This window comes from Bacteroides sp. 3_1_13, assembly GCF_001185845.1.
Classification (GTDB): domain Bacteria; phylum Bacteroidota; class Bacteroidia; order Bacteroidales; family Bacteroidaceae; genus Bacteroides; species Bacteroides xylanisolvens.
This window is the reverse complement of record NZ_KQ236956.1, coordinates 1,412,853-1,433,264: the sequence shown is the minus strand read 5'-3', so window position 1 is coordinate 1,433,264 and position 20,412 is coordinate 1,412,853. Positions and strand designations below refer to the sequence as shown.

Below are 20,412 nucleotides of genomic sequence, written 5' to 3'. Positions count from 1 at the left end.
GAATAAGACAATGGATATGAATTTAATATTAGCGAGCATTGGGGTATTCCTTGTGGTTATTCTGTTGCTTGTTGTAATCTTGTTGGTTGCTAAGAATTTCCTGGTACCATCAGGAAACGTAAAACTGACAATCAACGGCGAAAAGGAATTGGAAGTGGCTTCCGGTTCTACTTTGTTGAATACGCTGTCTGTAAATGGGATATTCCTGTCATCTGCTTGTGGTGGTAAGGGATCTTGCGGACAGTGCAAATGCCAAGTACTCGAAGGAGGCGGCGAAATCCTACCTTCTGAGGTTCCTCACTTCAGTCGCAAACAGCAGCAAGACCACTGGCGTCTGGGCTGTCAGGTGAAAGTGAAAGGCGATATGTCAATCAAGATTGACGAATCTGTACTTGGCGTGAAAGAGTGGGAGTGCGAAGTAATCTCCAACAAGAACGTGGCTACATTTATCAAAGAGTTCATCGTTGCTCTGCCTAAAGGCGAACACATGGACTTTATCCCGGGTTCTTACGCACAGATTAAGATTCCTAAATTCTCAATGGACTATGACAAGGACATTGATAAGAGCTTGATTGGTGATGAATATCTTCCTGCATGGGAGAAATTTGGTTTGCTGGGTCTGAAGTGTAAGAACGACGAGGAAACAATCCGTGCTTACTCTATGGCCAACTATCCTGCCGAAGGTGACCGTATCATGTTGACAGTACGTATCGCTACTCCGCCGTTCAAACCGAAAGAACAAGGTCCTGGATTTATGGACGTAATGCCGGGTATCGCTTCTTCTTATATCTTTACTCTTAAACCGGGTGACAAGGTAATAATGAGCGGTCCTTACGGAGACTTCCACCCAATCTTCGATTCTAAGAAGGAAATGATGTGGATTGGTGGTGGTGCCGGTATGGCTCCGTTGCGTGCGCAAATCATGCACTTGACCAAGACATTGCATACTACTGACCGTAAGATGTCTTACTTCTATGGTGCCCGTGCGCTGAACGAAGTGTTCTATCTGGAAGATTTCCTGCAAATCGAAAAGGACTTCCCGAATTTCACTTTCCATTTGGCTCTCGACCGTCCGGACCCTGCTGCTGATGCTGCAGGCGTGAAGTACACTCCGGGATTCGTTCACAACGTAATTTACGAAACTTACCTGAAGAATCACGAAGCTCCTGAAGATATTGAATACTACATGTGTGGTCCTGGTCCGATGTCGAAAGCTGTTGAGAAGATGCTCGACGATCTTGGCGTTCCGGCACAGAACCTGATGTTCGACAACTTCGGAGGATAATTCGCAGAAGAGAACAAACCGGTCGGAACAATGACCGGAAAGGTTACATAAACACAGAGTGGGAAATCTGAAAAGCAGTAATGCTTCTTCGATTTCCCGCTTTTTTTTACTATTATCTCATAATGTCTTTCCGTTATGGTTTGTATCTATTTTATGTCTGTTTTAAAGATAGTTCTCCTTTTTTATCCGTACTTATCTATTATATTCGTATATTTGGCTACACAATAGAATTATTAAAGTACAATAGGTTATGGAATATCATCGTATATCTTTTATTCACAATGATACAGAGTATTCATTTGTCAAAGCTATGAGTTCAAGTTTAACGGGATATGCCTTAGTTACAGCTTGTAGGGCAGAAGTAACCATTTACATGAAAGAGAATAATCTGAAAGGTTATTATATATTGACCGGCATGGCTAAAGTTTGATTGCATTTTTATCTCCGTACTCTTTCCTTTTTGTATCTTTGCCCCCATGTTAGAGAAAAATGAAATTATACAGTCGGCTCTCCGCAATTTGAAGATTGAGGAGCTGAATCCGATGCAGGAAGCATCACTTGAACAAGCTACCGGAAGAAAAGACGTTATACTGTTGTCACCGACAGGATCGGGCAAGACGCTGGCCTATCTGTTACCTTTACTCCTTACTCTAAAACCGAACGATGACAGCGTGCAGGTTTTGATTCTCGTTCCTTCGCGTGAGCTGGCCTTACAGATAGATTCTGTATTCAAAGCAATGGGGACTTCCTGGAAAACCTGCTGTTGTTACGGTGGGCATCCTATCGCCGAAGAAAAGAAAAGTATATTGGGCAATCATCCTGCTATCATCATTGGTACTCCGGGACGTATCACCGACCATCTGTCTAAAGGAAATTTCAATCCCGAAACCATTGAAACTTTAATTATCGACGAGTTCGACAAATCGTTGGAGTTTGGTTTCCACGATGAAATGGCAGAGATTATCACCCAGCTTCCGGGATTAAAAAAACGTATGTTGCTTTCAGCTACTGATGCGGCAGAGATTCCCGAATTTACAGGATTGAACCGCACAGTTAAGTTGAACTTCCTTTCGGACGATTCTGAAGAACAAGAGTCGCGCTTGAAATTGATGAAGGTGCTTTCACCTTCCAAAGATAAGATTGATACTTTATATAACCTGCTTTGTACATTGGGGAGCAGTTCGAGCATCGTGTTTTGTAATCATCGGGATGCGGTGGACCGTGTACATCAGTTATTGGCGGATAAAAAACTACTCGCAGAACGTTTTCATGGTGGTATGGAACAGCCGGACCGTGAACGTGCGCTTTACAAGTTCCGTAATGGCAGTTGTCATGTATTGATTTCTACCGATCTGGCAGCCCGTGGACTGGATATTCCGGAAGTCGGACATATCATCCATTATCATTTGCCGGTCAATGAAGAAGCCTTTACGCACCGCAACGGACGTACAGCGCGTTGGGATGCGACCGGAACGTCTTATCTGATTCTTCATGCCGAAGAGAAACTTCCTTCTTATATCCCGGAAGAAATGGAAACAGTGGCGTTGCCTGAAAACCCTCCCCGGCCTCCGAAATCGCTCTGGGCTACTATATATATAGGTAAAGGAAAGAAGGAGAAACTTAGTCGGATCGATATTGCCGGATTCTTATATAAAAAAGGAAATCTGACTCGCGAAGATGTCGGAGCGATTGATGTCAAAGAACATTATGCTTTCGTTGCCGTTCGCCGGGCTAAGGTGAAGCAACTCCTGAATCTGATTCAAGGAGAGAAAATAAAAGGAATGAAGACTATTATTGAGGAAGCGAAGTAAAACTCTTTTTTTGTAATATAGAACTCTTAAAGTCCTCTTTTATTATTTACAATCGTCCCTATGTTCACTAGTCATTGAGCATAGGGATGATTACATTATTTCCAAAGATGTTTTACTTTTCACTTCATTTCCCTGTTAATCTAAGCTGAATTCACTGTTGTAGTTTATAAATATTCATTTTTATTGCATTAATCTTTTGTTTTATCATCAATATCTCCGGTTCTATTTCAATCTCGACTTTTATCCCATACTTGACATCTATAGATAACAATATGGTGTATATATCCTGTATAAACCAATAAAAAGAAAGGAAAATCTGCTTTAAAACAGTATTTTTATAAGGAAAGATTTGTGCGATGGGAATAAATTCGTAAATTCGCAAGGTCAAAAGACAAAAGTAACGAAATTGTTAAACCAAAAACAAACTTCAAATGAAAAAGCATAATTTCAATGCAGGACCTTCCATTCTTCCGCGTGAGGTGATAGAGGATACAGCGAAGGCTATTTTAGATTTCAACGGCTCTGGTCTCTCTTTGATGGAAATCAGCCACCGTGCCAAAGACTTCCAACCTGTGGTTGACGAAGCAGAGGCATTATTCAAGGAATTACTCAATATCCCCGAAGGCTATTCGGTACTGTTCCTGGGTGGAGGTGCTAGTATGGAGTTCTGCATGGTTCCTTATAACTTCCTGGAAAAAAAAGCTGCTTACCTGAACACTGGTGTGTGGGCTAAGAAAGCAATGAAAGAAGCTAAAGGGTTTGGTGAAGTTGTAGAAGTTGCTTCCTCTGCTGAAGCTACATATACTTATATCCCAAAAGATTACACAATCCCGACAGACGCAGATTATTTCCACATCACTACTAACAACACGATTTACGGTACAGAATTGAAGAAAGACCTCGATTCTCCGGTTCCGATGGTTGCCGATATGTCTTCTGATATTTTCTCACGTCCGATTGACGTTTCTAAATATATCTGTATTTATGGTGGTGCACAAAAGAATCTGGCTCCTGCAGGTGTTACATTCGTTATTGTTAAGAATGATGCTGTAGGTAAGGTTTCTCGTTACATTCCGTCAATGCTGAATTATCAGACACACATTGATAATGGTTCTATGTTCAATACTCCTCCGGTAGTGCCCATCTATGCTGCATTGCTGAACCTTCGTTGGATCAAAGCACAAGGTGGTGTGAAAGAAATGGAACGTCGTGCCATTGAAAAAGCGGATATGTTGTATGCTGAAATCGACCGCAACAAAATGTTCGTGGGTACTGCTGCCAAAGAAGACCGTTCACGCATGAACATCTGTTTCGTGATGGCTCCCGAATACAAAGACCTTGAAGCTGACTTCTTGAAGTTTGCCACTGAAAGAGGTATGGTAGGTATCAAAGGACATCGTTCTGTGGGTGGTTTTCGTGCATCTTGCTACAATGCTTTACCGAAAGAAAGCGTACAAGCTTTGATTGACTGCATGCAGGAATTTGAAAAACTTCATTAATATATTATTTTCACCACAGATTACACGAATTAGCACAGATTCCTAAATTCTATAATCTGTGAAAATCTGCGTAATCTGTGGTGAGTCTTTATAAATAGAATTAAATTATGAAAGTACTTGTAGCTACAGAAAAACCGTTTGCTAAAGTTGCAGTAGACGGTATCCGTAAAGAAATAGAAGCAGCTGGATTCGAGCTTGCTTTACTTGAGAAATATACAGATAAGGCTCAATTGCTGGATGCAGTGAAAGATGCTAATGCTATCATTATCCGTAGTGATATTATTGATGCAGAGGTGCTTGATGCTGCCAAAGAATTGAAAATCGTAGTACGTGCCGGTGCAGGATATGACAACGTTGACCTGGCTGCTGCCACTGCTCACAACGTATGTGTGATGAACACTCCGGGACAAAACTCTAATGCTGTTGCCGAACTTGCTTTGGGTATGATGGTATATGCTGTCCGTAATTTCTATAACGGAACTTCCGGTACAGAATTGATGGGCAAAAAACTGGGTATTCATGCTTATGGAAACGTAGGTCGTAATGTAGCCCGTGTTGCCAAAGGTTTCGGAATGGAAGTGTATGCTTACGACGCATTCTGCCCGAAAGAAGTAATCGAAAAAGATGGTGTGAAAGCACTTGATTCGGCAGAAGAACTGTATAAGACTTGTCAGGTGGTATCTCTTCATATACCGGCAACTGCCGAAACGAAAAATTCTATCAATTATGCTCTGCTGAAAGATATGCCGAAAGGTGCTATGTTGGTAAACACTGCCCGTAAGGAAGTTATCAACGAAGCAGAACTGATTAAATTGATGGAAGAGCGTGCAGACTTCAAATATATCACAGATATTATGCCTGTTGCTAACGCAGAATTTGCAGAGAAATTTGCCGGACGTTATTTCTCAACTCCAAAGAAGATGGGTGCTCAAACTGCTGAAGCAAATATCAATGCCGGTATTGCTGCCGCTCAACAAATTGTAGGCTTCCTGAAAGATGGTTGCGAGAAATTTAGAGTAAACAAATAAGATTCTTTTAGAAATAAGTAGTATATTTGAGCCACAGATTTTCAATAAGTCTGTGGCTTTAATTTTTTACATATAAAATACTAATATCATGGCAATAATTAAACCTTTCAAGGGCATTCGTCCTCCGCAAGACCTCGTAGAACAGGTCGCTTCACGTCCTTATGATGTATTGAATTCAGAAGAAGCCCGCGCAGAAGCGGAAGGTAACGAAAAGTCTCTTTATCATATTATTAAACCGGAAATAGATTTCCCTGTCGGTACGGACGAACACGACGAACAAGTGTATGCTAAAGCTGCCGAGAATTTCCAACTGTTTCAGGACAAAGGTTGGTTGGTGCAGGATAATAAGGAAAATTATTATATCTATGCCCAAACGATGAACGGGAAAACGCAATACGGATTGGTAGTTGGTGCATACGTTCCCGATTATATGAATGGGATTATCAAAAAACATGAGCTTACCCGTCGTGACAAGGAAGAAGACCGTATGAAGCATGTCCGTGTGAACAACGCTAACATTGAGCCTGTTTTCTTTGCTTATCCGGATAATGAGAAGTTGGATGTTATTATCAAGAAGTATACGGCAAACAAGCCTGTTTATGACTTCATCGCTCCGGGGGATGGTTTTGGACATACTTTCTGGATTGTCGATCAAGATGAGGATATTGCTGCTATTACTGCCGAATTTGCTAAGATGCCGGCTCTTTATATTGCCGACGGACATCACCGTTCTGCCGCTGCTGCACTAGTGGGAGCAGAGAAAGCAAAGCAAAATCCGAATCATCGGGGTGATGAAGAATATAATTACTTCATGGCTGTTTGCTTCCCTGCAAACCAGCTAACCATCATCGACTATAATCGTGTAGTGAAAGATCTCAATGGTTTGACTCCCGAGCAATTCCTGGCTGCACTTGATAAAAACTTTATAGTAGAAGAGAAGGGTGCGGATATCTATAAACCATCCGGCTTACATAACTTCTCACTCTATCTGGGTGGTAAATGGTACAGTCTGACAGCCAAGACAGGTACATACAATGATAACGACCCTATTGGTGTGCTTGATGTTACCATTTCTTCCAACCTGATTTTGGATGAAATTTTGGGTATAAAGGATTTGCGTTCGGACAAGCGTATTGATTTTGTGGGCGGCATCCGTGGATTGGGAGAACTCAAGAAGCGTGTGGATAGCGGTGAAATGAAAGTGGCTCTGGCTCTTTATCCTGTATCTATGAAACAATTGATGGATATTGCAGATACAGGTAATATCATGCCACCGAAGACAACTTGGTTTGAACCTAAACTTCGTTCGGGGTTGGTAATTCATAAATTGGATTAGGAAATTCTATCGGATGATGCAAAAAAGACGTTGCTGATGTAAGCTATATCAATAAATGTAACACCCGATTAAGATAAAAAAAATAGTGACGGTATATGCCCGGGATGGTGACGGTATCCTTGTGGTATACCGTCACTATTTTTATTGGATAGCGTCACTATCTTGTAGATGAAAATCTGCCAACAAAGATTTTTATATTCCCAGCTACATCTCATTGGTAAGTGGAACATTAATATTTCCAAACGATAGATTGACTTTTCTTATTAAAGCCGTATCTTTGCAGCATGACTGCTGAAGATACTTATAAAACCATCATTGAACCTTCCGAAGGTATTTATACGGAAAAACGAAGCAAGTTCATTGCTATAGCCCTTCCTGTGCGTACTCTCGATGAGATAAAAATACATCTTGAAACGTATCAGAAAAAGTATTATGACGCACGACACGTATGTTATGCCTATATGTTGGGAGCTGCACGAAAGGATTTCCGTGCCAATGACAATGGAGAACCTTCCGGAACAGCGGGAAAACCCATTCTCGGACAGATAAATTCAAATGAACTGACGGATATCCTGATTGTAGTAGTTCGTTATTTTGGAGGAATCAAGTTAGGGACAAGCGGATTGATCGTGGCTTACAAGGCTGCCGCTGCTGAAGCTATTGCTGCCGCTACAATTATAGAAAAGACAGTAGATGAAGACGTGACGGTAATGTTTGAATATCCTTTCATGAATGACGTGATGCGCATTGTGAAAGAGGAGGAACCAGAAATTCTCAATCAGTCGTATGACATGGATTGTAGTATGACGTTACGTATTCGTCGTTCGATGATGCCTAAATTGCGTGCTCGTTTGGAAAAGGTGGAGACAGCTCGTATTCTTGATGATGAGAATGTATTGTAAGTAAGATATTTAAAATATTGCATGAGAAATAAATATCATATAATTTTCAATTTGTTTTTAAGCTTCTTTGCTTTGATAAGCGTTCAGACGCAAGTACAAGCACAGGAGACTCAAAAGCTCGCTCCTAATAATATCCCTGTTCCGTGGTATTCGCAGAAAATCACGGGATGTCCTTACTCGCATTGTTCTCTGGCTTCTTCGTTAATGGTCTTTGACTACTTTAAAGGCATGACGACCGATACACAACGTACAGCCCAGGATGCAGAAAAAAAACTGATAGAATATCAACGCAACTACTTTCTGAAAAAACGTGCCCCTTTCCGTCGTCGTACATCGATAGGACAGGGAGGATATTATTCTTTTGAAATTGATTCTTTGACACGTTATTATGAAAATATGATAAGTGCCGAACATTTCCAGCAGAAGGATTACCGGGTATTGAAAGATTATATTGATCGTGGTATACCTGTGCTTGTGAATGTGAGATATACAGGAGCAGTTCGTGGTTTGCGTCCCGGTCCGAGAGGGCACTGGATGGTGCTTCGTGGCATTGACGATAAACATGTGTGGGTAAATGACCCCGGACGTTCGCCGGAGATGCGGAGTAAAGGAGAAAATATCTGCTATCCAATAAAGAAACAGCCGGGCAATCCTTCCTATTTTGATGGTTGCTGGACGGGACGATTTATCATAGTCACTCCTAAAGAATGGATTCGAAACTCCCTGTTTGCACAAGTAGGCAAGCTTCCTCCTTTGGAGGAGGTAACTCATATAGTACCTCCTGTTGCGTTGCCTGCAACCTTACCGCAGGTTATTAATCAGTAAGCAATTCATTGTGAAGATAGAAATATTCTTAGTAAAATTAGGATAAAAAGAACATTAGTAAAATAAAGAAGAACAAAGATATATGGCATTCGAAGCAACCAAAAAAGAATGGTGCGAACTCTATTCTTTCTTTCGTCTCCTGACAGACGGAAAAGTAGTGCTAGGCACAGCAGACGCAAAGGCGGGAGAAACATCTTGGCCTATTGCAATGATTCAACGGGAAGAACATGATGGAACACGTCAATATTATATTGAGGAAGATACGATTCGTATAGAAGCAGAGAGCGGAACTAAATCCATGCCTCGCGAAGACTTTGGTATTGTAGCTGATTTGATATTACGGGCTGTGAAATCTTCTTCGGAAGATGACGTAACCTCTCCGGAAGGAGTAGAAGAGTTTTTAGACGAAGCAGCCATTTTCGATTTGGAAGCAAAAACAGAAGATCGTACTGATTTCTCCATTGCATTTTGGCATCCGGAAGCTCCGTTGAGAGGTTTTAATGTTCGTTCACGTTTGGGTGTAATGAATCCGTTACTGGACGGAGGACGTGCTGCAAATCTAAAACTGGAACAGAGTGGAGTCAAATTTGCCACTCCCACAGTGAATAAAATCAATGCTTTGCCTGAATCTCCCAATGAGGTTGCCGAGCGAATGATGATGATCGAACGATTGGGCGGTGTACTTAAATATTCTGATGTAGCCGACCGGGTATTCCGTAGCAATCTTCTGATGATTGACCTGCATTTTCCACGTGTCTTGACAGAAATGGTTCGTATTATGCATTTGGATGGTATCTCTCGCATTAGTGAGCTGACGGAAGTTATCAAACAAATGAATCCGTTAAAGATTAAAGATGAACTGATAAACAAGCATAAGTTTTATGAGTTTAAGATGAAGCAGTTCTTGATGGCATTAGCTTTAGGTATGCGTCCCGCAAAGATTTATAATGGATTGGATTCGGCTGTGGAAGGTATTCTGTTAGTGGGCGGAAGTGGAGAGGTGCTCTGTTATCATAAATCAGAAAAGCAAGTAATGGAAGACTTTTTGTTTCAAAATACCCGTTTGGAAAAAGGATCTTTGGAGAAGGATAAATACGGATTTTTGGAAAGAGAGAATGGAGTCTATTATTTCAAACTGAATGCAAAGATTGGGCTAGTTAAAAGGTAAATGATAAATTAGAATTCTGTGGTGAAATTTTGATTCGATATATATAAAAAACTTGTTATTCATGAAAACGAATGAAGTTTTAGAGAACATTAAAGCACGTCGTAGTGTACGGGCTTATACTAGTCAGCAAGTTTCAGAAGAAGATTTGCAGGCTATTCTGGAAGCTGCAACTTATGCACCCAGTGGAATGCATTTGGAAACATGGCACTTTACTGCTATTCAAAATGTAGATAAATTGACAGAACTGAATGAACGCATTAAAGGAGCTTTTGCAAAAAGCGATGATTCCCGTTTGCAAGAGCGTGGACATAGCAAGACCTATTGTTGTTATTATCATGCTCCGACTTTGGTGATTGTATCCAATGAACCTACACAATGGTGGGCTGGTATGGATTGTGCTTGTGCAATAGAAAATATGTTTCTGGCTGCCCATTCTTTAGGAATCGGCTCTTGCTGGATCAACCAGTTGGGCACAACGTGTGATGATCCTGAAGTTCGTGAATATATTACCTCTTTAGGTGTTCCTGCCAATCATAAAGTCTATGGTTGCGTGGCTTTGGGGTATGCTGATTCGAAGATTCCAATGAAAGAGAAAAAGGTGAAGGCTGATACGGTAACGATTGTCAAGTAGAAAAAATATTCAGAATTGTAGTTGGATTTACATTCCATATCACAAAATATGAGCCTTGGGGATAATTGATGCATCTCTAGGGCTTTTGTTTATTCAGTCCTGGGCTGATAAAAATAATCCCGGGGCTTACATTCATTGAGCCCCGGGATTATTTCTTATTGAGATGCTTCTAAAAATCTTTTCTAATGAATTGATTTCTACAATAAATCACCTTTATTCAAAAGTGCCATAACGAGTTGGTAGTAACTTACGGTCGCCCAATGTATTATCTACACGAGCTACATTGATCCAGAATTTGTTATCACGTACACTTTCTATCGGATAAGCCGCTTTCTCGCGTGTGTACGAATGTTCCCAACGATCACTAACAATCTCGTATTCCGGATGCGGAGCATTAATCAACACATTATCATCCTTATCAGCTTCGCCATTCTTCACTTCCTGAATCTCCTTCCAGATATTCAGCATGACATCTACGAAATTGTCCAGTTCTGCCAAACTCTCGCTTTCTGTCGGTTCAATCATCAATGTACCGTGAACAGGGAAGGAGAGGGTAGGAGCATGATAACCATAATCCATCAGACGTTTGGCAATATCATTTTCCGAGATGCCTGCTTCTTCATGTACTTTCCGACACTCCAGAATCATTTCGTGTCCTACGAAACCATTGGCTCCCCGATAGACAACTCCATACGTATCTTTCAGACAAGCAGCCAGATAATTAGCATTCAGGATGGCGATCTTAGTTGCCTGCGTCAATCCCTCTGCACCCATCATGCGGATATATCCATACGTGATAGGCAAAATACCTGCACTACCGAATGGGGCAGCTGATACTTGATTCTGCGAATTGCCGAAGATTCCATGTCCGGGAAGGAAAGGAACCAGATGTTCGGCCACACAGATAGGACCTACTCCCGGACCTCCGCCACCATGAGGGGAAGCGAATGTTTTATGAAGATTCAAGTGGCAGACATCCGCACCGATGAATCCCGGATTGGTCAATCCCACTTGGGCATTCATATTGGCTCCATCCATATATACTTGTGCGCCACAGGCATGAATGATGTCGCAAATTTCCTTTATTTCTGTTTCGAAGATACCATGTGTAGAAGGATAAGTAATCATCAGCGCTGCCAATTCATCTCTATTTTCTTCAGCCTTGGCACGTAGGTCATCCATTTCTACATTTCCTTGTTCGTCACAGGCACAGGTGACGGTCACAAATCCAGCCTGTATAGCTGACGCAGGATTTGTTCCGTGAGCCGAAGCTGGAATCAGGACTTTGTTCCGATGTCCCTGACCGATACTTTCGAGATAAGCACGGATTACACGAAGCCCTGCATATTCTCCCGCAGCACCCGAATTGGGTTGCAGACTCACCCCTGAAAATCCGGTGATAACTTTCAGATCTTCACTTAAATTCTTAATTAATTCCCGATATCCTTCTGCCTGATCTTCCGGAACCAGCGGGTGCATACCCATAAATTCGGGACGACTTAAAGGCAACATTTCCGCAGCTGCATTCAGCTTCATGGTGCATGAACCGAGAGAAATCATCGATTGTGCAAGCGAAATATCTTTGCGATCCAAACGTTTGATATAACGCATCATCTCTGTTTCCGTGTGATATTTGCTGAATACTTCGTGCGTCAGGAAAGGAGTTGTCCGTTTCAAAGCCTTGTCGATATTGCTTTTTTCTGGGATATCGTCTACCTTCTGATAGTCTTTTCCGGCAGCGATGGCAAAGATAGAGAGCAATACATTGGCAGCTGCCACATCTGTTGTTTCATCAATACTGAAACCGACATCACCATTTTCATAATAACGCAGATTTACTTCTTTACTAAGCGCTATGGTACGGATTTGTTGTGCCGAAACGTGTTCGGGCAACTCAAAACGTAAGGTGTCAAAATATTGAACGTTGACTTGTGTGTATCCACATTTCTTCAGTTGCTTTTCAAGAAATACAGTGATACTGTGGATGCGCGACGCAATTGTAGTGATACCCTCCTGACCGTGATAAACAGCGTAAAAGCCTGCCATAGTAGCTAATAATGCCTGTGCGGTACAGATATTTGAAGTTGCTTTTTCCCGTTTGATATGCTGTTCACGTGTCTGCAAAGCCATCCGGTAGCAAAGTTTGCCATATTTATCTTTAGACCATCCGATGATTCGTCCCGGCATATTCCGTTTGTATTCGTCTCTGGTAGCAAAGAAAGCAGCCGACGGACCACCATAGAACATTGGAGTACCCAAACGTTGTGTAGTTCCGAATACAATATCTGCTCCCCATTCTCCCGGAGGAGTCAGCAGGGCAAGACTCAAAATATCGGCGGCGACAGCTACCTTGCAATCTGCGGCATGAGCTTTTTCTGTAAATTCGGAATAATCCTCTGCGTTTCCATTCGAGTTTGGATATTGTAGAACGCAGGCAAACACTTCCGGTGAAGGTTCAAAATCCTTATATTTACCTACACGCAGTTCGATGCCTTGCGGCACGGCGCGTGTAGTCATAACAGCCAATGTTTGTGGGAAAATATTCTCGTCTACAAAGACTACGTTCGCATTGGCTTTCTGTTGCGCACGGGAGCGGATGGCATACATCATGCTTACGGCTTCGGCAGCGGCAGTTGCTTCGTCCAGAAGTGAACAGTTGGCAAGTGGCATGGCAGTAAGGTCGCACACGGCTGTCTGAAAATTCATCAACGCTTCCAGGCGTCCTTGCGACACTTCTGTCTGATAAGGAGTGTAAGAAGTGTACCATACCGGGTTTTCGAATACATTCCGCTGGATAACAGCCGGGGTAATCGTGTTGTACCATCCCAAACCGATATACGTAGTATATAGTTTATTTTTATTTGCCAGTTCGGCGATATGTTTTCCAAATTCGTATTCCGTCAGTGGACTAGTCAATGCCAGCGGCTCTTTCAGCCGTATATTGGCGGGAATTGTTTTATCAATCAGTTCGTCCAGTGAGTTCACCCCAATTTTGCGGAGCATCAGGGCTGTGTCTTGTTCATTGATGCCGATGTGACGGCTAGCTAACAAATCGGTTTTCATGTCTTAATGATTTATGATTTATGATTTATGAATTATGAGTTCTGATTTATGCTTTCTTATGTTTTCCCGATTTATAAACCTCAATCAGCCGCAACACCTACTTCATCCGCACGGCAAATCATAAATCATAAATCAGAATTCATAACTCATTAAATCTTCTCTTATCTAAAAAATGGGTTTTCAGCTTTCTCCATTCCGATCGTCGTAGGAGCACCGTGTCCGGGGTAAACGACAGTTTCGTTGGGGAGAACAAACAGACGGCTGCAAATGTGCTCTATCAGTTCATCGAAGTTGCCTCCTGTGAGATCGGCACGACCGATGCTACCCTGAAACAGGACATCGCCGGAGAACATGCAGTTATCTTCCTTGCAATAGTACACCAAGCTACCGGGTGAATGTCCGGGCACGTGTATCGCTTCCAGTTTGGTATGTCCGAAAGTGATAATATCTCCGTCATGCAGGTATTTGCCCAGTGGTACAGGCTCTTCCTGCAACTGAAAACCAAACATTCTGCTTTGTTTCGGTGCTTCGTCAATCCAGTACTCATCCGCTTTGTTTGCTTCTGCCGATAATCCGAATTCTTTCAGCATGAACGGATTTCCGAAGATATGATCCAGGTGCAAATGAGTATTCAGCAGATGCTTTACATTCAGCTCATTGGTAAGAATGAACTTTTTCAGAGCCTGCTTTTCCTCTTCATAAAAACAGCCGGGATCGATTACGACTGCTTCTTTAGTGTCATCCCATAATACGTAGCAGTTTACGGGAAACATATTAAATTCAAATCTCTTTATTTTCATGGTTTCTTTATGATTTATCATCTATCAGAACATATAGTCTTATTTAAATCGGAACATATACCACTTTTTTGGTTTGAAAGAACTCTTCCTCGAAACTATCGCTCAAGTTATAAATGACCGTTTTATGCTTGAACGGCATCGTTTCATGCTCCAGTTCGCCACCTTTGAGACAGATCAGTCCGTTGGGTAATGCATTTTGTTGTTTTGAGGAGATATTCTTTTTGATAATCTTAATCAAATCCGCCAAAGGCATTACGGCACGGCTGACAACAAAGTCGAACGTTCGTTTCTCCTCTTCTGCGCGGGCATGGCGGAACGTTACATTTTTCAGTCCGATAGCATTTGCCACTTCGGTTGCTACCCGTACTTTTTTGCCGATACTGTCCACGAGGTGAAATGTTACTTCGGGAAATAAGATGGCTAAAGGAATACCGGGGAAACCTCCTCCTGTACCCAGGTCCATAATGCTGGTTCCGGGGCGAAATTGGATTGTTTTGGCAATGCCTAACGAATGGAGCACGTGATGCTCATATAAATTCTCGATGTCCTTGCGGGAGATTACGTTGATTTTAGAATTCCAGTCAATGTAGAGGTCGTATAGAGCTGCAAACTGTTTGCGCTGCTCTTCCGTCAGATCAGGAAAATATTTCAGTATGATTTCCACTGTTTGAGTTTTGAGTTATAAGTTTTGAATGATAGATGTGGATGAATATCCTATTCTGTCACACGGGAGTGATAACAATAGGATATTCATTGGTGTTCAGCTTTTTATGAAATTTAATTTTTCAGTTCTCCCAGAATTGGGTTACTGCCTAGTAAATGCTCCATCATAGAAAATGGGATTGTTACCTTTACAGGTCCCATAGAATAAGGAGTGATATCGTATACATTATAATAGAAGGTGATTCCTTCTTTGCTTAGATAGAAATTTTCTGTCGGAGCGATGTCCCCAGTGGAAGCATATCCCATGTCTTCCAATGCTTCGTGAGTGTTCACTTTGTTGTCCGCCATGAGCTGGTTCCAGATCAGGTCGGTCAATGCGTCTTTGTAGTCTCCGACAAAAATATCATCAAGACGGAGCGGACGCATCAGGGTGAGGTCCATGTTCAGGAAAGTAGCCATGTAAATGCCATGTGCACCTCCGGTATATTCGTTGTAGTCGATACGATATACAAGCAGGTCTTTATCATACAGTTGTACGTGGCTCTCTATACCTTTATAATAAGAATACCAAGCTCCGATGGAAGATTCGTCTTCTTTGTCTTTCTCGTCCTCGGCATACATCGGTTCGAGGTCGCGGCGGTATTCGCTGATATAGTTCTCGGTATATTGCTTTACAACTTCTTCCGGCTTTTCGCCGATGTATTTATCACCGAAGCAGGCCGAAATGAAATAAGAATTCAAACTGTCTTTCAGCATATCATCCGATGATTTTACCGGATAAGCAAAATTTATAATGATATTGCAGGCCGGTTTGGCTGTATCACTGAAGAGGTGTGCTGTCTCATTCACTTGAATGCTATCAAACTGTAACGCACCTGTGTTTTTGTTCATCTTGTCATGACAAGAAAACAAAAAGCCGCTAACCGAAAGAATAATTGCAAGCAGACTGACATATTGTTTTTTCATACCCGTTTTTTCTATAAATTCAACATTTGTTTTATCATTCACTATTGACAAATATAGATGAAATTCGTGAATCGGGCTAATAAAAACAGAAAAATTTGCAGCTATTTATCCTCTAAAACAGGATTACCGGATAGCATCCACTCGTCAATGCTTGCAAACTTTAGTGATATCTACGGTGAATCCATCTTCAGCAGGCATAAATTTCCCTTTCATTTTCAGAAATTCGATGATGAGGGTATCTACGTCCATTTAGAAACTGTAACATATGTGACAAAACTGCATATTATTCATTGAAAGTTGAAAACAACCATTTCGCTATGCGTTCCTATTCTGAAAGGCGGCCCCCAAAGAGACAATCCGGAAGACACGTACACGTGGCTGTTTCCCCATTGACGGTAGCCGTGACTTTGCTCGAATATATAATCAGTCACCCAATTAATAGGCCATACTTGTCCGTGATGTGTATGTCCGCTGAATTGCAAGTCGATGCCGGCCGCTTCTGTTTCTTTCAGGTTGAAGGGTTGATGATCCAGCAAGATGATAGGTTTGCTTTTATCAACATTCGCCATCAGTTCTTGCAGGGAACGGCGTTTGAGGTTGTGATGGTCATCGCGGCCTATCAGTTGTATGCCGTTGGGGAGTGTCACTACTGAATCACGCAAAAGTTGTATTTGAGTATTCTTTATATACCGGATACTTTCATCGATTCCACTAATGTATTCGTGATTACCAAGAACCATGTAGATGCCCATAGAAGCTTTCAACTCGGCCAGTTCTTCCGCCATATTCTCTGTATAAAGAGGTACAACACTGTTATCAATCAAGTCGCCACTAATCAGTATCAAGTCGGGATGCTGTGCATTTATCATTTCCACATACTTCTTCAGTGAGGCTTTTCCTGTGCCGTTTCCCAGATGAACATCGCTTATCGCGACGATTTTAACTGCGTGAGAAGTATCTTCATTTTGTTTATTAGTTAAAATACTGACAACATTAGTTTCTGGATGATAATAGTTGTACACCCCATATCCCAGCAATCCCAATGTGAACGCAAAAGATAGATAAAACCGATATTTGCAGACCACCTTGAATAATTTCAATATATCAAACAATAGCAGGAACAATGCCATGTATAGGGTAAATATCAGCCAACTTGTTCCAATGATGTACATCGAATGGGAGATAAAAACAGGCATTTCCAGGTTACGGGCTAGCATCGTACCGAAGAAAGATAGGGCACATGTCCAAAATAAAACGGTTAAGAGTATTTTTACTCCAAGCGGTTTTACTTTCAGAGCCTGCGTCGCTCTGATAAATATATAGGTATTCCCTGCCAGATAAAAAGTAATAATGAGGAGTAGATATGTAAGCATAGCGTTTACTTAAAAAAACAGTGAATTTATTTGTGGCAAAGATAGGTTTTATTGTTGAGTAAAAAGAGTTAATAGTGCTGATATGACCCTAAAATAGCCAAATAATGAACGGGAAATATGTCTGCAATGAATTGGTATTCAATATACTGGTGATGGAATACGAGGTTATGGGGAGAATAACCGGTAAGAAATGCACGTAAATCTACCGTTTTGAATGATGATTGAATCTTAATTACGAAAATAGATAGGAAAATCTGTTTTTATTCTTATCTTTGTCCTCTGAAATGAAAAGACTAGCCTACATAACAGCACTAATCCTTTCTCTTCTGATTATCTATTCAGGAGGCGGAGTCTCTATTGTGCGTTATTGCTGTGCCCGTTGTGAGACAGTGCAGAGCTGCTGTGATACAGGCTGTCCGAAGTGTAAAAAGTCTCATACTTGCGATTCAAAGAAAAACTGCAAAGAAAAAGGTTGTACGGCTACGATTTATAAGCTCGACCTGATGAAACACTCTACCGAACTGACCGTATCAGTTTTGGCAGTCGATCTTTTATGTGAGCATTTCTGCTATCTGTTGACTCCGACCTATGCGGATAAACCGGTAGAATTTGATAGTCTGACCTCTCCGCCACCTCTCTGCTCGAGGCAGATGCTGGCGTTATATTCCACTTACATTATTTAGCCACTATTTCTTTCTTATTTAATCCTTTGCTTTCAATAGAACATGAAAGTAAAGCAACACTGAATGCAACTAAGTTGCATGAGAAATGAATTAATTTTGTATCTCGAAAGTAACTTTAGAAAGAATGAAATATATGATAATAGGACTGTTCCTGTTATTTGCCGGCAATATATATGCGCAAGTAGGGGGAACAGTGAAAGATAGTACCGGGGAGGCTATTCCGGGTGCCAATGTGTTCTGGATGAATACAGGACAAGGAGTGACAACCAAAGAGGATGGTCGTTTTTCTATCACTAAACCTTCCAAAAGCCACATGCTGATTGTCAGCTTTATCGGTTTTCAGAACGATACGATTCATGTGAGCAGTAAAAATCAACAACTGGATATTGTGCTTCGTGACGGAGTGGAGCTGAATGAAGTGAATATTGTCACTCGTAAACTGGGAACAATGAAATTGCGCAGTAGCGTAATGAACGAAGACATGATAAGCAGTGCCGAATTGAGTAGAGCCGCTTGTTGTAATCTGGGTGAAAGTTTTGTGACGAACCCTTCAGTAGATGTGAGTTATTCCGATGCGGCAACAGGAGCAAAACAAATTAAATTGTTGGGGCTGTCCGGCACTTATGTGCAGATGTTGACGGAAAACATTCCGAATTATCGGGGAGCCGCCGCTCCTTATGGATTGGGATATGTCCCCGGTCCGTGGATGCAGAGCATACAGGTCTCCAAAGGAACATCTTCGGTGAAGAATGGTTATGAAGCCATCACAGGACAGATAAACGTAGAATTTAAGAAACCACAGTTGCCGGAAGCCGATTGGGTGTCTGCCAATCTTTTTGCAAGCACTACCAACCGATATGAAGCCAATGCGGACGCTACATTGAAACTTTCCAAACGATGGAGCACTTCTCTGCTGGCGCATTACGAAAATGAGACCAAGGCGCATGATGGCAACGATGACGGATTTGTGGATATTCCGCAGGTAGAACAGTATAATGTGTGGAACCGGTGGGCATACATGGGCGACCATTATGTTTTCCAGGCAGGTATCAAAGCCCTTTCTGAAACACGTACCAGCGGACAGGCCAATCACGGAGGGACAATGCACTCCGGTGACCTGTATAAAGTAGGGATCGATACGGAGCGCTATGAATTCTTCACCAAGAATGCCTATATCTTTAATAAGGAGAAGAATACGAACCTGGCTTTGATTCTTTCCACCACTTTACACAATCAGGATGCTACGTATGGACGCAAACTGTATAATGTGGATCAAACCAACGTCTATGCTTCGCTGATGTTTGAAACGGAATTTAATCCGCAAAATAGTTTCTCCGCAGGGTTGAGCTTCAATTATGACGCTTATGACCAACATTACCGTTTGGAAAATACAACGGGCAATCCTCTCAAAGCCTTTGAAAAGGAAGCTGTTCCCGGTGCTTACGTGCAATATACGTTGAATCTGAATGATAAATGGATGGTAATGGCCGGTCTGCGTGGTGATTACAGTAACGAACATGGTTTCTTCGTGACTCCGCGTGCGCATCTTAAGTACAATCCGAATGATTATGTGAATTTCCGTCTTTCTGCCGGAAAAGGGTACCGTACCAATCATGTGTTGGCAGAAAACAACTACCTGCTTTCCAGCAGTCGTAAGGTGGAAATAGCAAAGAACCTGGATATGGAAGAAGCGTGGAACTACGGTGCCAGCGTCTCTACTTATATCCCTATATTCGGCAAAACGCTGAATGTGAATGCAGAATACTATTATACGGATTTCCTGAAACAAGTGATAGTGGATATGGATAGCAACCCCCATGAAGTAGCTTTCTACAATTTGGATGGACGCTCTTATTCGCATGTGTTCCAAGTGGAAGCAAGTTATCCTTTCTTCAAAGGATTCACTCTGACAGGTGCTTACCGGCTCACGGATGCGAAAACGACCTACAAAGGTGAACGAATGGAGAAACCGCTGACCAGCAAATATAAAGGACTACTCACGGCTTCTTACCAAACTCCGCTGGGAATATGGCAGTTTGACGCCACACTGCAACTGAATGGCGGCGGCAGGATGCCTACTCCTTATGAACTGGGAGACGGACAGTTATCCTGGGAACGTCGTTATGGCAGTTTTGAGCAGTTGAGCTTGCAGGTGACCCGTTACTTCCGCCGCTGGTCTATCTACGTAGGAGGCGAGAACCTGACAAACTTCAAACAAAAGAATCCGATTATCGATGCGGCAAATCCCTGGGGGAACAACTTTGATTCTATCATGATTTGGGGACCGGTGCACGGAGCAAAAGGATATATCGGAATACGTTTTAACTTAGCTAGAAATAGTGAGTAAAAGCAGGAAATAGCGAATGAAAGAAACGATCG

At 42.0% G+C, this 20,412-nt stretch carries 17 protein-coding genes and 1 pseudogene; 12 read left to right on the top strand and 6 right to left on the bottom strand.

Annotated elements, in window-relative coordinates:
- The first annotated feature begins 10 nt into the window (after positions 1-10).
- The 10 genes from nqrF (at position 11) to HMPREF9009_RS18290 (ending at position 10,485) form a co-directional block, all read left to right on the top strand.
- The gene (nqrF, locus tag HMPREF9009_RS18340) at positions 11-1,285 is read left to right on the top strand and encodes an NADH:ubiquinone reductase (Na(+)-transporting) subunit F (RefSeq protein ID WP_008022130.1); all 1,275 of its coding nucleotides are present in this window, start codon (positions 11-13) and stop codon (positions 1,283-1,285) included.
- Positions 1,286-1,535: 250 nt separating this feature from the next.
- Positions 1,536-1,715, top strand: coding sequence for a hypothetical protein (locus tag HMPREF9009_RS18335; protein ID WP_004306317.1), 180 nt, complete (start codon positions 1,536-1,538; stop codon positions 1,713-1,715).
- A 46-nt stretch (positions 1,716-1,761) separates the two neighbouring features.
- On the top strand, positions 1,762-3,096 hold the full coding sequence (locus HMPREF9009_RS18330) for a DEAD/DEAH box helicase (RefSeq protein WP_049702943.1): 1,335 nt from the start codon (positions 1,762-1,764) through the stop codon (positions 3,094-3,096).
- 431 nt (positions 3,097-3,527) lie between these two features.
- Positions 3,528-4,595 carry a 3-phosphoserine/phosphohydroxythreonine transaminase gene (gene serC / locus HMPREF9009_RS18320; protein WP_008022134.1) on the top strand — a complete coding sequence of 356 codons (1,068 nt, stop codon included), beginning with the start codon at positions 3,528-3,530 and terminating at the stop codon, positions 4,593-4,595.
- A 107-nt stretch (positions 4,596-4,702) separates the two neighbouring features.
- Positions 4,703-5,623, top strand: a complete 921-nt coding sequence (locus HMPREF9009_RS18315; RefSeq protein WP_008022136.1) for an NAD(P)-dependent oxidoreductase — start codon at positions 4,703-4,705, stop codon at positions 5,621-5,623.
- An 88-nt stretch (positions 5,624-5,711) separates the two neighbouring features.
- Positions 5,712-6,959: a DUF1015 domain-containing protein gene (locus HMPREF9009_RS18310; RefSeq protein ID WP_008643834.1), complete on the top strand. Its 1,248-nt coding sequence runs from the start codon at positions 5,712-5,714 to the stop codon at positions 6,957-6,959.
- Positions 6,960-7,243: 284 nt separating this feature from the next.
- Positions 7,244-7,861, top strand: a complete 618-nt coding sequence (locus HMPREF9009_RS18305; protein WP_008022139.1) for an IMPACT family protein — start codon at positions 7,244-7,246, stop codon at positions 7,859-7,861.
- 21 nt (positions 7,862-7,882) lie between these two features.
- A complete protein-coding gene (locus tag HMPREF9009_RS18300) occupies positions 7,883-8,686 on the top strand; it encodes a C39 family peptidase (RefSeq protein ID WP_182425293.1) in 804 nt (267 codons plus the stop codon).
- 82 nt (positions 8,687-8,768) lie between these two features.
- Positions 8,769-9,854, top strand: coding sequence for an HpaII family restriction endonuclease (locus HMPREF9009_RS18295; RefSeq protein ID WP_008643830.1), 1,086 nt, complete (start codon positions 8,769-8,771; stop codon positions 9,852-9,854).
- A gap of 61 nt (positions 9,855-9,915) precedes the next feature.
- On the top strand, positions 9,916-10,485 hold the full coding sequence (locus tag HMPREF9009_RS18290) for a nitroreductase family protein (protein WP_008643824.1): 570 nt from the start codon (positions 9,916-9,918) through the stop codon (positions 10,483-10,485).
- A 213-nt stretch (positions 10,486-10,698) separates the two neighbouring features.
- Here the strand turns inward: HMPREF9009_RS18290 and gcvP are convergent, their stop codons facing one another.
- The 6 genes and pseudogenes from gcvP to HMPREF9009_RS18260 all read right to left on the bottom strand — a co-directional run bounded on the left by gcvP (position 10,699) and on the right by HMPREF9009_RS18260 (position 17,350).
- On the bottom strand, positions 10,699-13,548 hold the full coding sequence (gene gcvP, locus HMPREF9009_RS18285; protein WP_049702942.1) for an aminomethyl-transferring glycine dehydrogenase: 2,850 nt from the start codon (positions 13,546-13,548) through the stop codon (positions 10,699-10,701).
- Between the two features lie 161 nt (positions 13,549-13,709).
- Positions 13,710-14,348 (bottom strand): MBL fold metallo-hydrolase, encoded by a 639-nt coding sequence (locus HMPREF9009_RS18280; protein WP_004311627.1) that lies wholly within the window; start codon positions 14,346-14,348, stop codon positions 13,710-13,712.
- A 43-nt stretch (positions 14,349-14,391) separates the two neighbouring features.
- Positions 14,392-15,012 (bottom strand): 16S rRNA (guanine(527)-N(7))-methyltransferase RsmG, encoded by a 621-nt coding sequence (rsmG, locus tag HMPREF9009_RS18275; protein ID WP_049702941.1) that lies wholly within the window; start codon positions 15,010-15,012, stop codon positions 14,392-14,394.
- A 113-nt stretch (positions 15,013-15,125) separates the two neighbouring features.
- Positions 15,126-15,977: a DUF3298 and DUF4163 domain-containing protein gene (locus HMPREF9009_RS18270; RefSeq protein WP_008640601.1), complete on the bottom strand. Its 852-nt coding sequence runs from the start codon at positions 15,975-15,977 to the stop codon at positions 15,126-15,128.
- Between the two features lie 144 nt (positions 15,978-16,121).
- Positions 16,122-16,226: pseudogene (locus HMPREF9009_RS18265) on the bottom strand (DUF2492 family protein); the annotation flags it as partial.
- A gap of 38 nt (positions 16,227-16,264) precedes the next feature.
- On the bottom strand, positions 16,265-17,350 hold the full coding sequence (locus HMPREF9009_RS18260) for a metallophosphoesterase (RefSeq protein WP_049702940.1): 1,086 nt from the start codon (positions 17,348-17,350) through the stop codon (positions 16,265-16,267).
- Positions 17,351-17,634: 284 nt separating this feature from the next.
- Here HMPREF9009_RS18260 and HMPREF9009_RS18255 point away from each other — a divergent pair, with 284 nt between their 5' ends.
- Both HMPREF9009_RS18255 and HMPREF9009_RS18250 read left to right on the top strand, forming a co-directional pair.
- Positions 17,635-18,033, top strand: a complete 399-nt coding sequence (locus HMPREF9009_RS18255) for a hypothetical protein (protein WP_008640595.1) — start codon at positions 17,635-17,637, stop codon at positions 18,031-18,033.
- A 124-nt stretch (positions 18,034-18,157) separates the two neighbouring features.
- A complete protein-coding gene (locus HMPREF9009_RS18250; protein ID WP_049702939.1) occupies positions 18,158-20,380 on the top strand; it encodes a TonB-dependent receptor in 2,223 nt (740 codons plus the stop codon).
- Positions 20,381-20,412 lie beyond the last annotated feature (32 nt).

Excerpts from the sequence above, each read along its gene's own strand:
- HMPREF9009_RS18300 (WP_182425293.1), top strand. The coding sequence starts at position 7,883 with ATGAGAAATAAATATCATATAATTTTCAATTTGTTTTTAAGCTTCTTT.
- HMPREF9009_RS18270 (WP_008640601.1), bottom strand. The coding sequence starts at position 15,977 with ATGAAAAAACAATATGTCAGTCTGCTTGCAATTATTCTTTCGGTTAGC.
- nqrF (WP_008022130.1), top strand. The coding sequence starts at position 11 with ATGGATATGAATTTAATATTAGCGAGCATTGGGGTATTCCTTGTGGTT.
- HMPREF9009_RS18255 (WP_008640595.1), top strand. The coding sequence starts at position 17,635 with ATGAAAAGACTAGCCTACATAACAGCACTAATCCTTTCTCTTCTGATT.
- HMPREF9009_RS18305 (WP_008022139.1), top strand. The coding sequence starts at position 7,244 with ATGACTGCTGAAGATACTTATAAAACCATCATTGAACCTTCCGAAGGT.
- HMPREF9009_RS18315 (WP_008022136.1), top strand. The coding sequence starts at position 4,703 with ATGAAAGTACTTGTAGCTACAGAAAAACCGTTTGCTAAAGTTGCAGTA.
- gcvP (WP_049702942.1), bottom strand. The coding sequence starts at position 13,548 with ATGAAAACCGATTTGTTAGCTAGCCGTCACATCGGCATCAATGAACAA.
- HMPREF9009_RS18250 (WP_049702939.1), top strand. The coding sequence starts at position 18,158 with ATGAAATATATGATAATAGGACTGTTCCTGTTATTTGCCGGCAATATA.
- HMPREF9009_RS18260 (WP_049702940.1), bottom strand. The coding sequence starts at position 17,350 with ATGCTTACATATCTACTCCTCATTATTACTTTTTATCTGGCAGGGAAT.
- HMPREF9009_RS18290 (WP_008643824.1), top strand. The coding sequence starts at position 9,916 with ATGAAAACGAATGAAGTTTTAGAGAACATTAAAGCACGTCGTAGTGTA.
- HMPREF9009_RS18335 (WP_004306317.1), top strand. The coding sequence starts at position 1,536 with ATGGAATATCATCGTATATCTTTTATTCACAATGATACAGAGTATTCA.
- HMPREF9009_RS18295 (WP_008643830.1), top strand. The coding sequence starts at position 8,769 with ATGGCATTCGAAGCAACCAAAAAAGAATGGTGCGAACTCTATTCTTTC.
- serC (WP_008022134.1), top strand. The coding sequence starts at position 3,528 with ATGAAAAAGCATAATTTCAATGCAGGACCTTCCATTCTTCCGCGTGAG.
- HMPREF9009_RS18310 (WP_008643834.1), top strand. The coding sequence starts at position 5,712 with ATGGCAATAATTAAACCTTTCAAGGGCATTCGTCCTCCGCAAGACCTC.
- HMPREF9009_RS18330 (WP_049702943.1), top strand. The coding sequence starts at position 1,762 with ATGTTAGAGAAAAATGAAATTATACAGTCGGCTCTCCGCAATTTGAAG.
- HMPREF9009_RS18280 (WP_004311627.1), bottom strand. The coding sequence starts at position 14,348 with ATGAAAATAAAGAGATTTGAATTTAATATGTTTCCCGTAAACTGCTAC.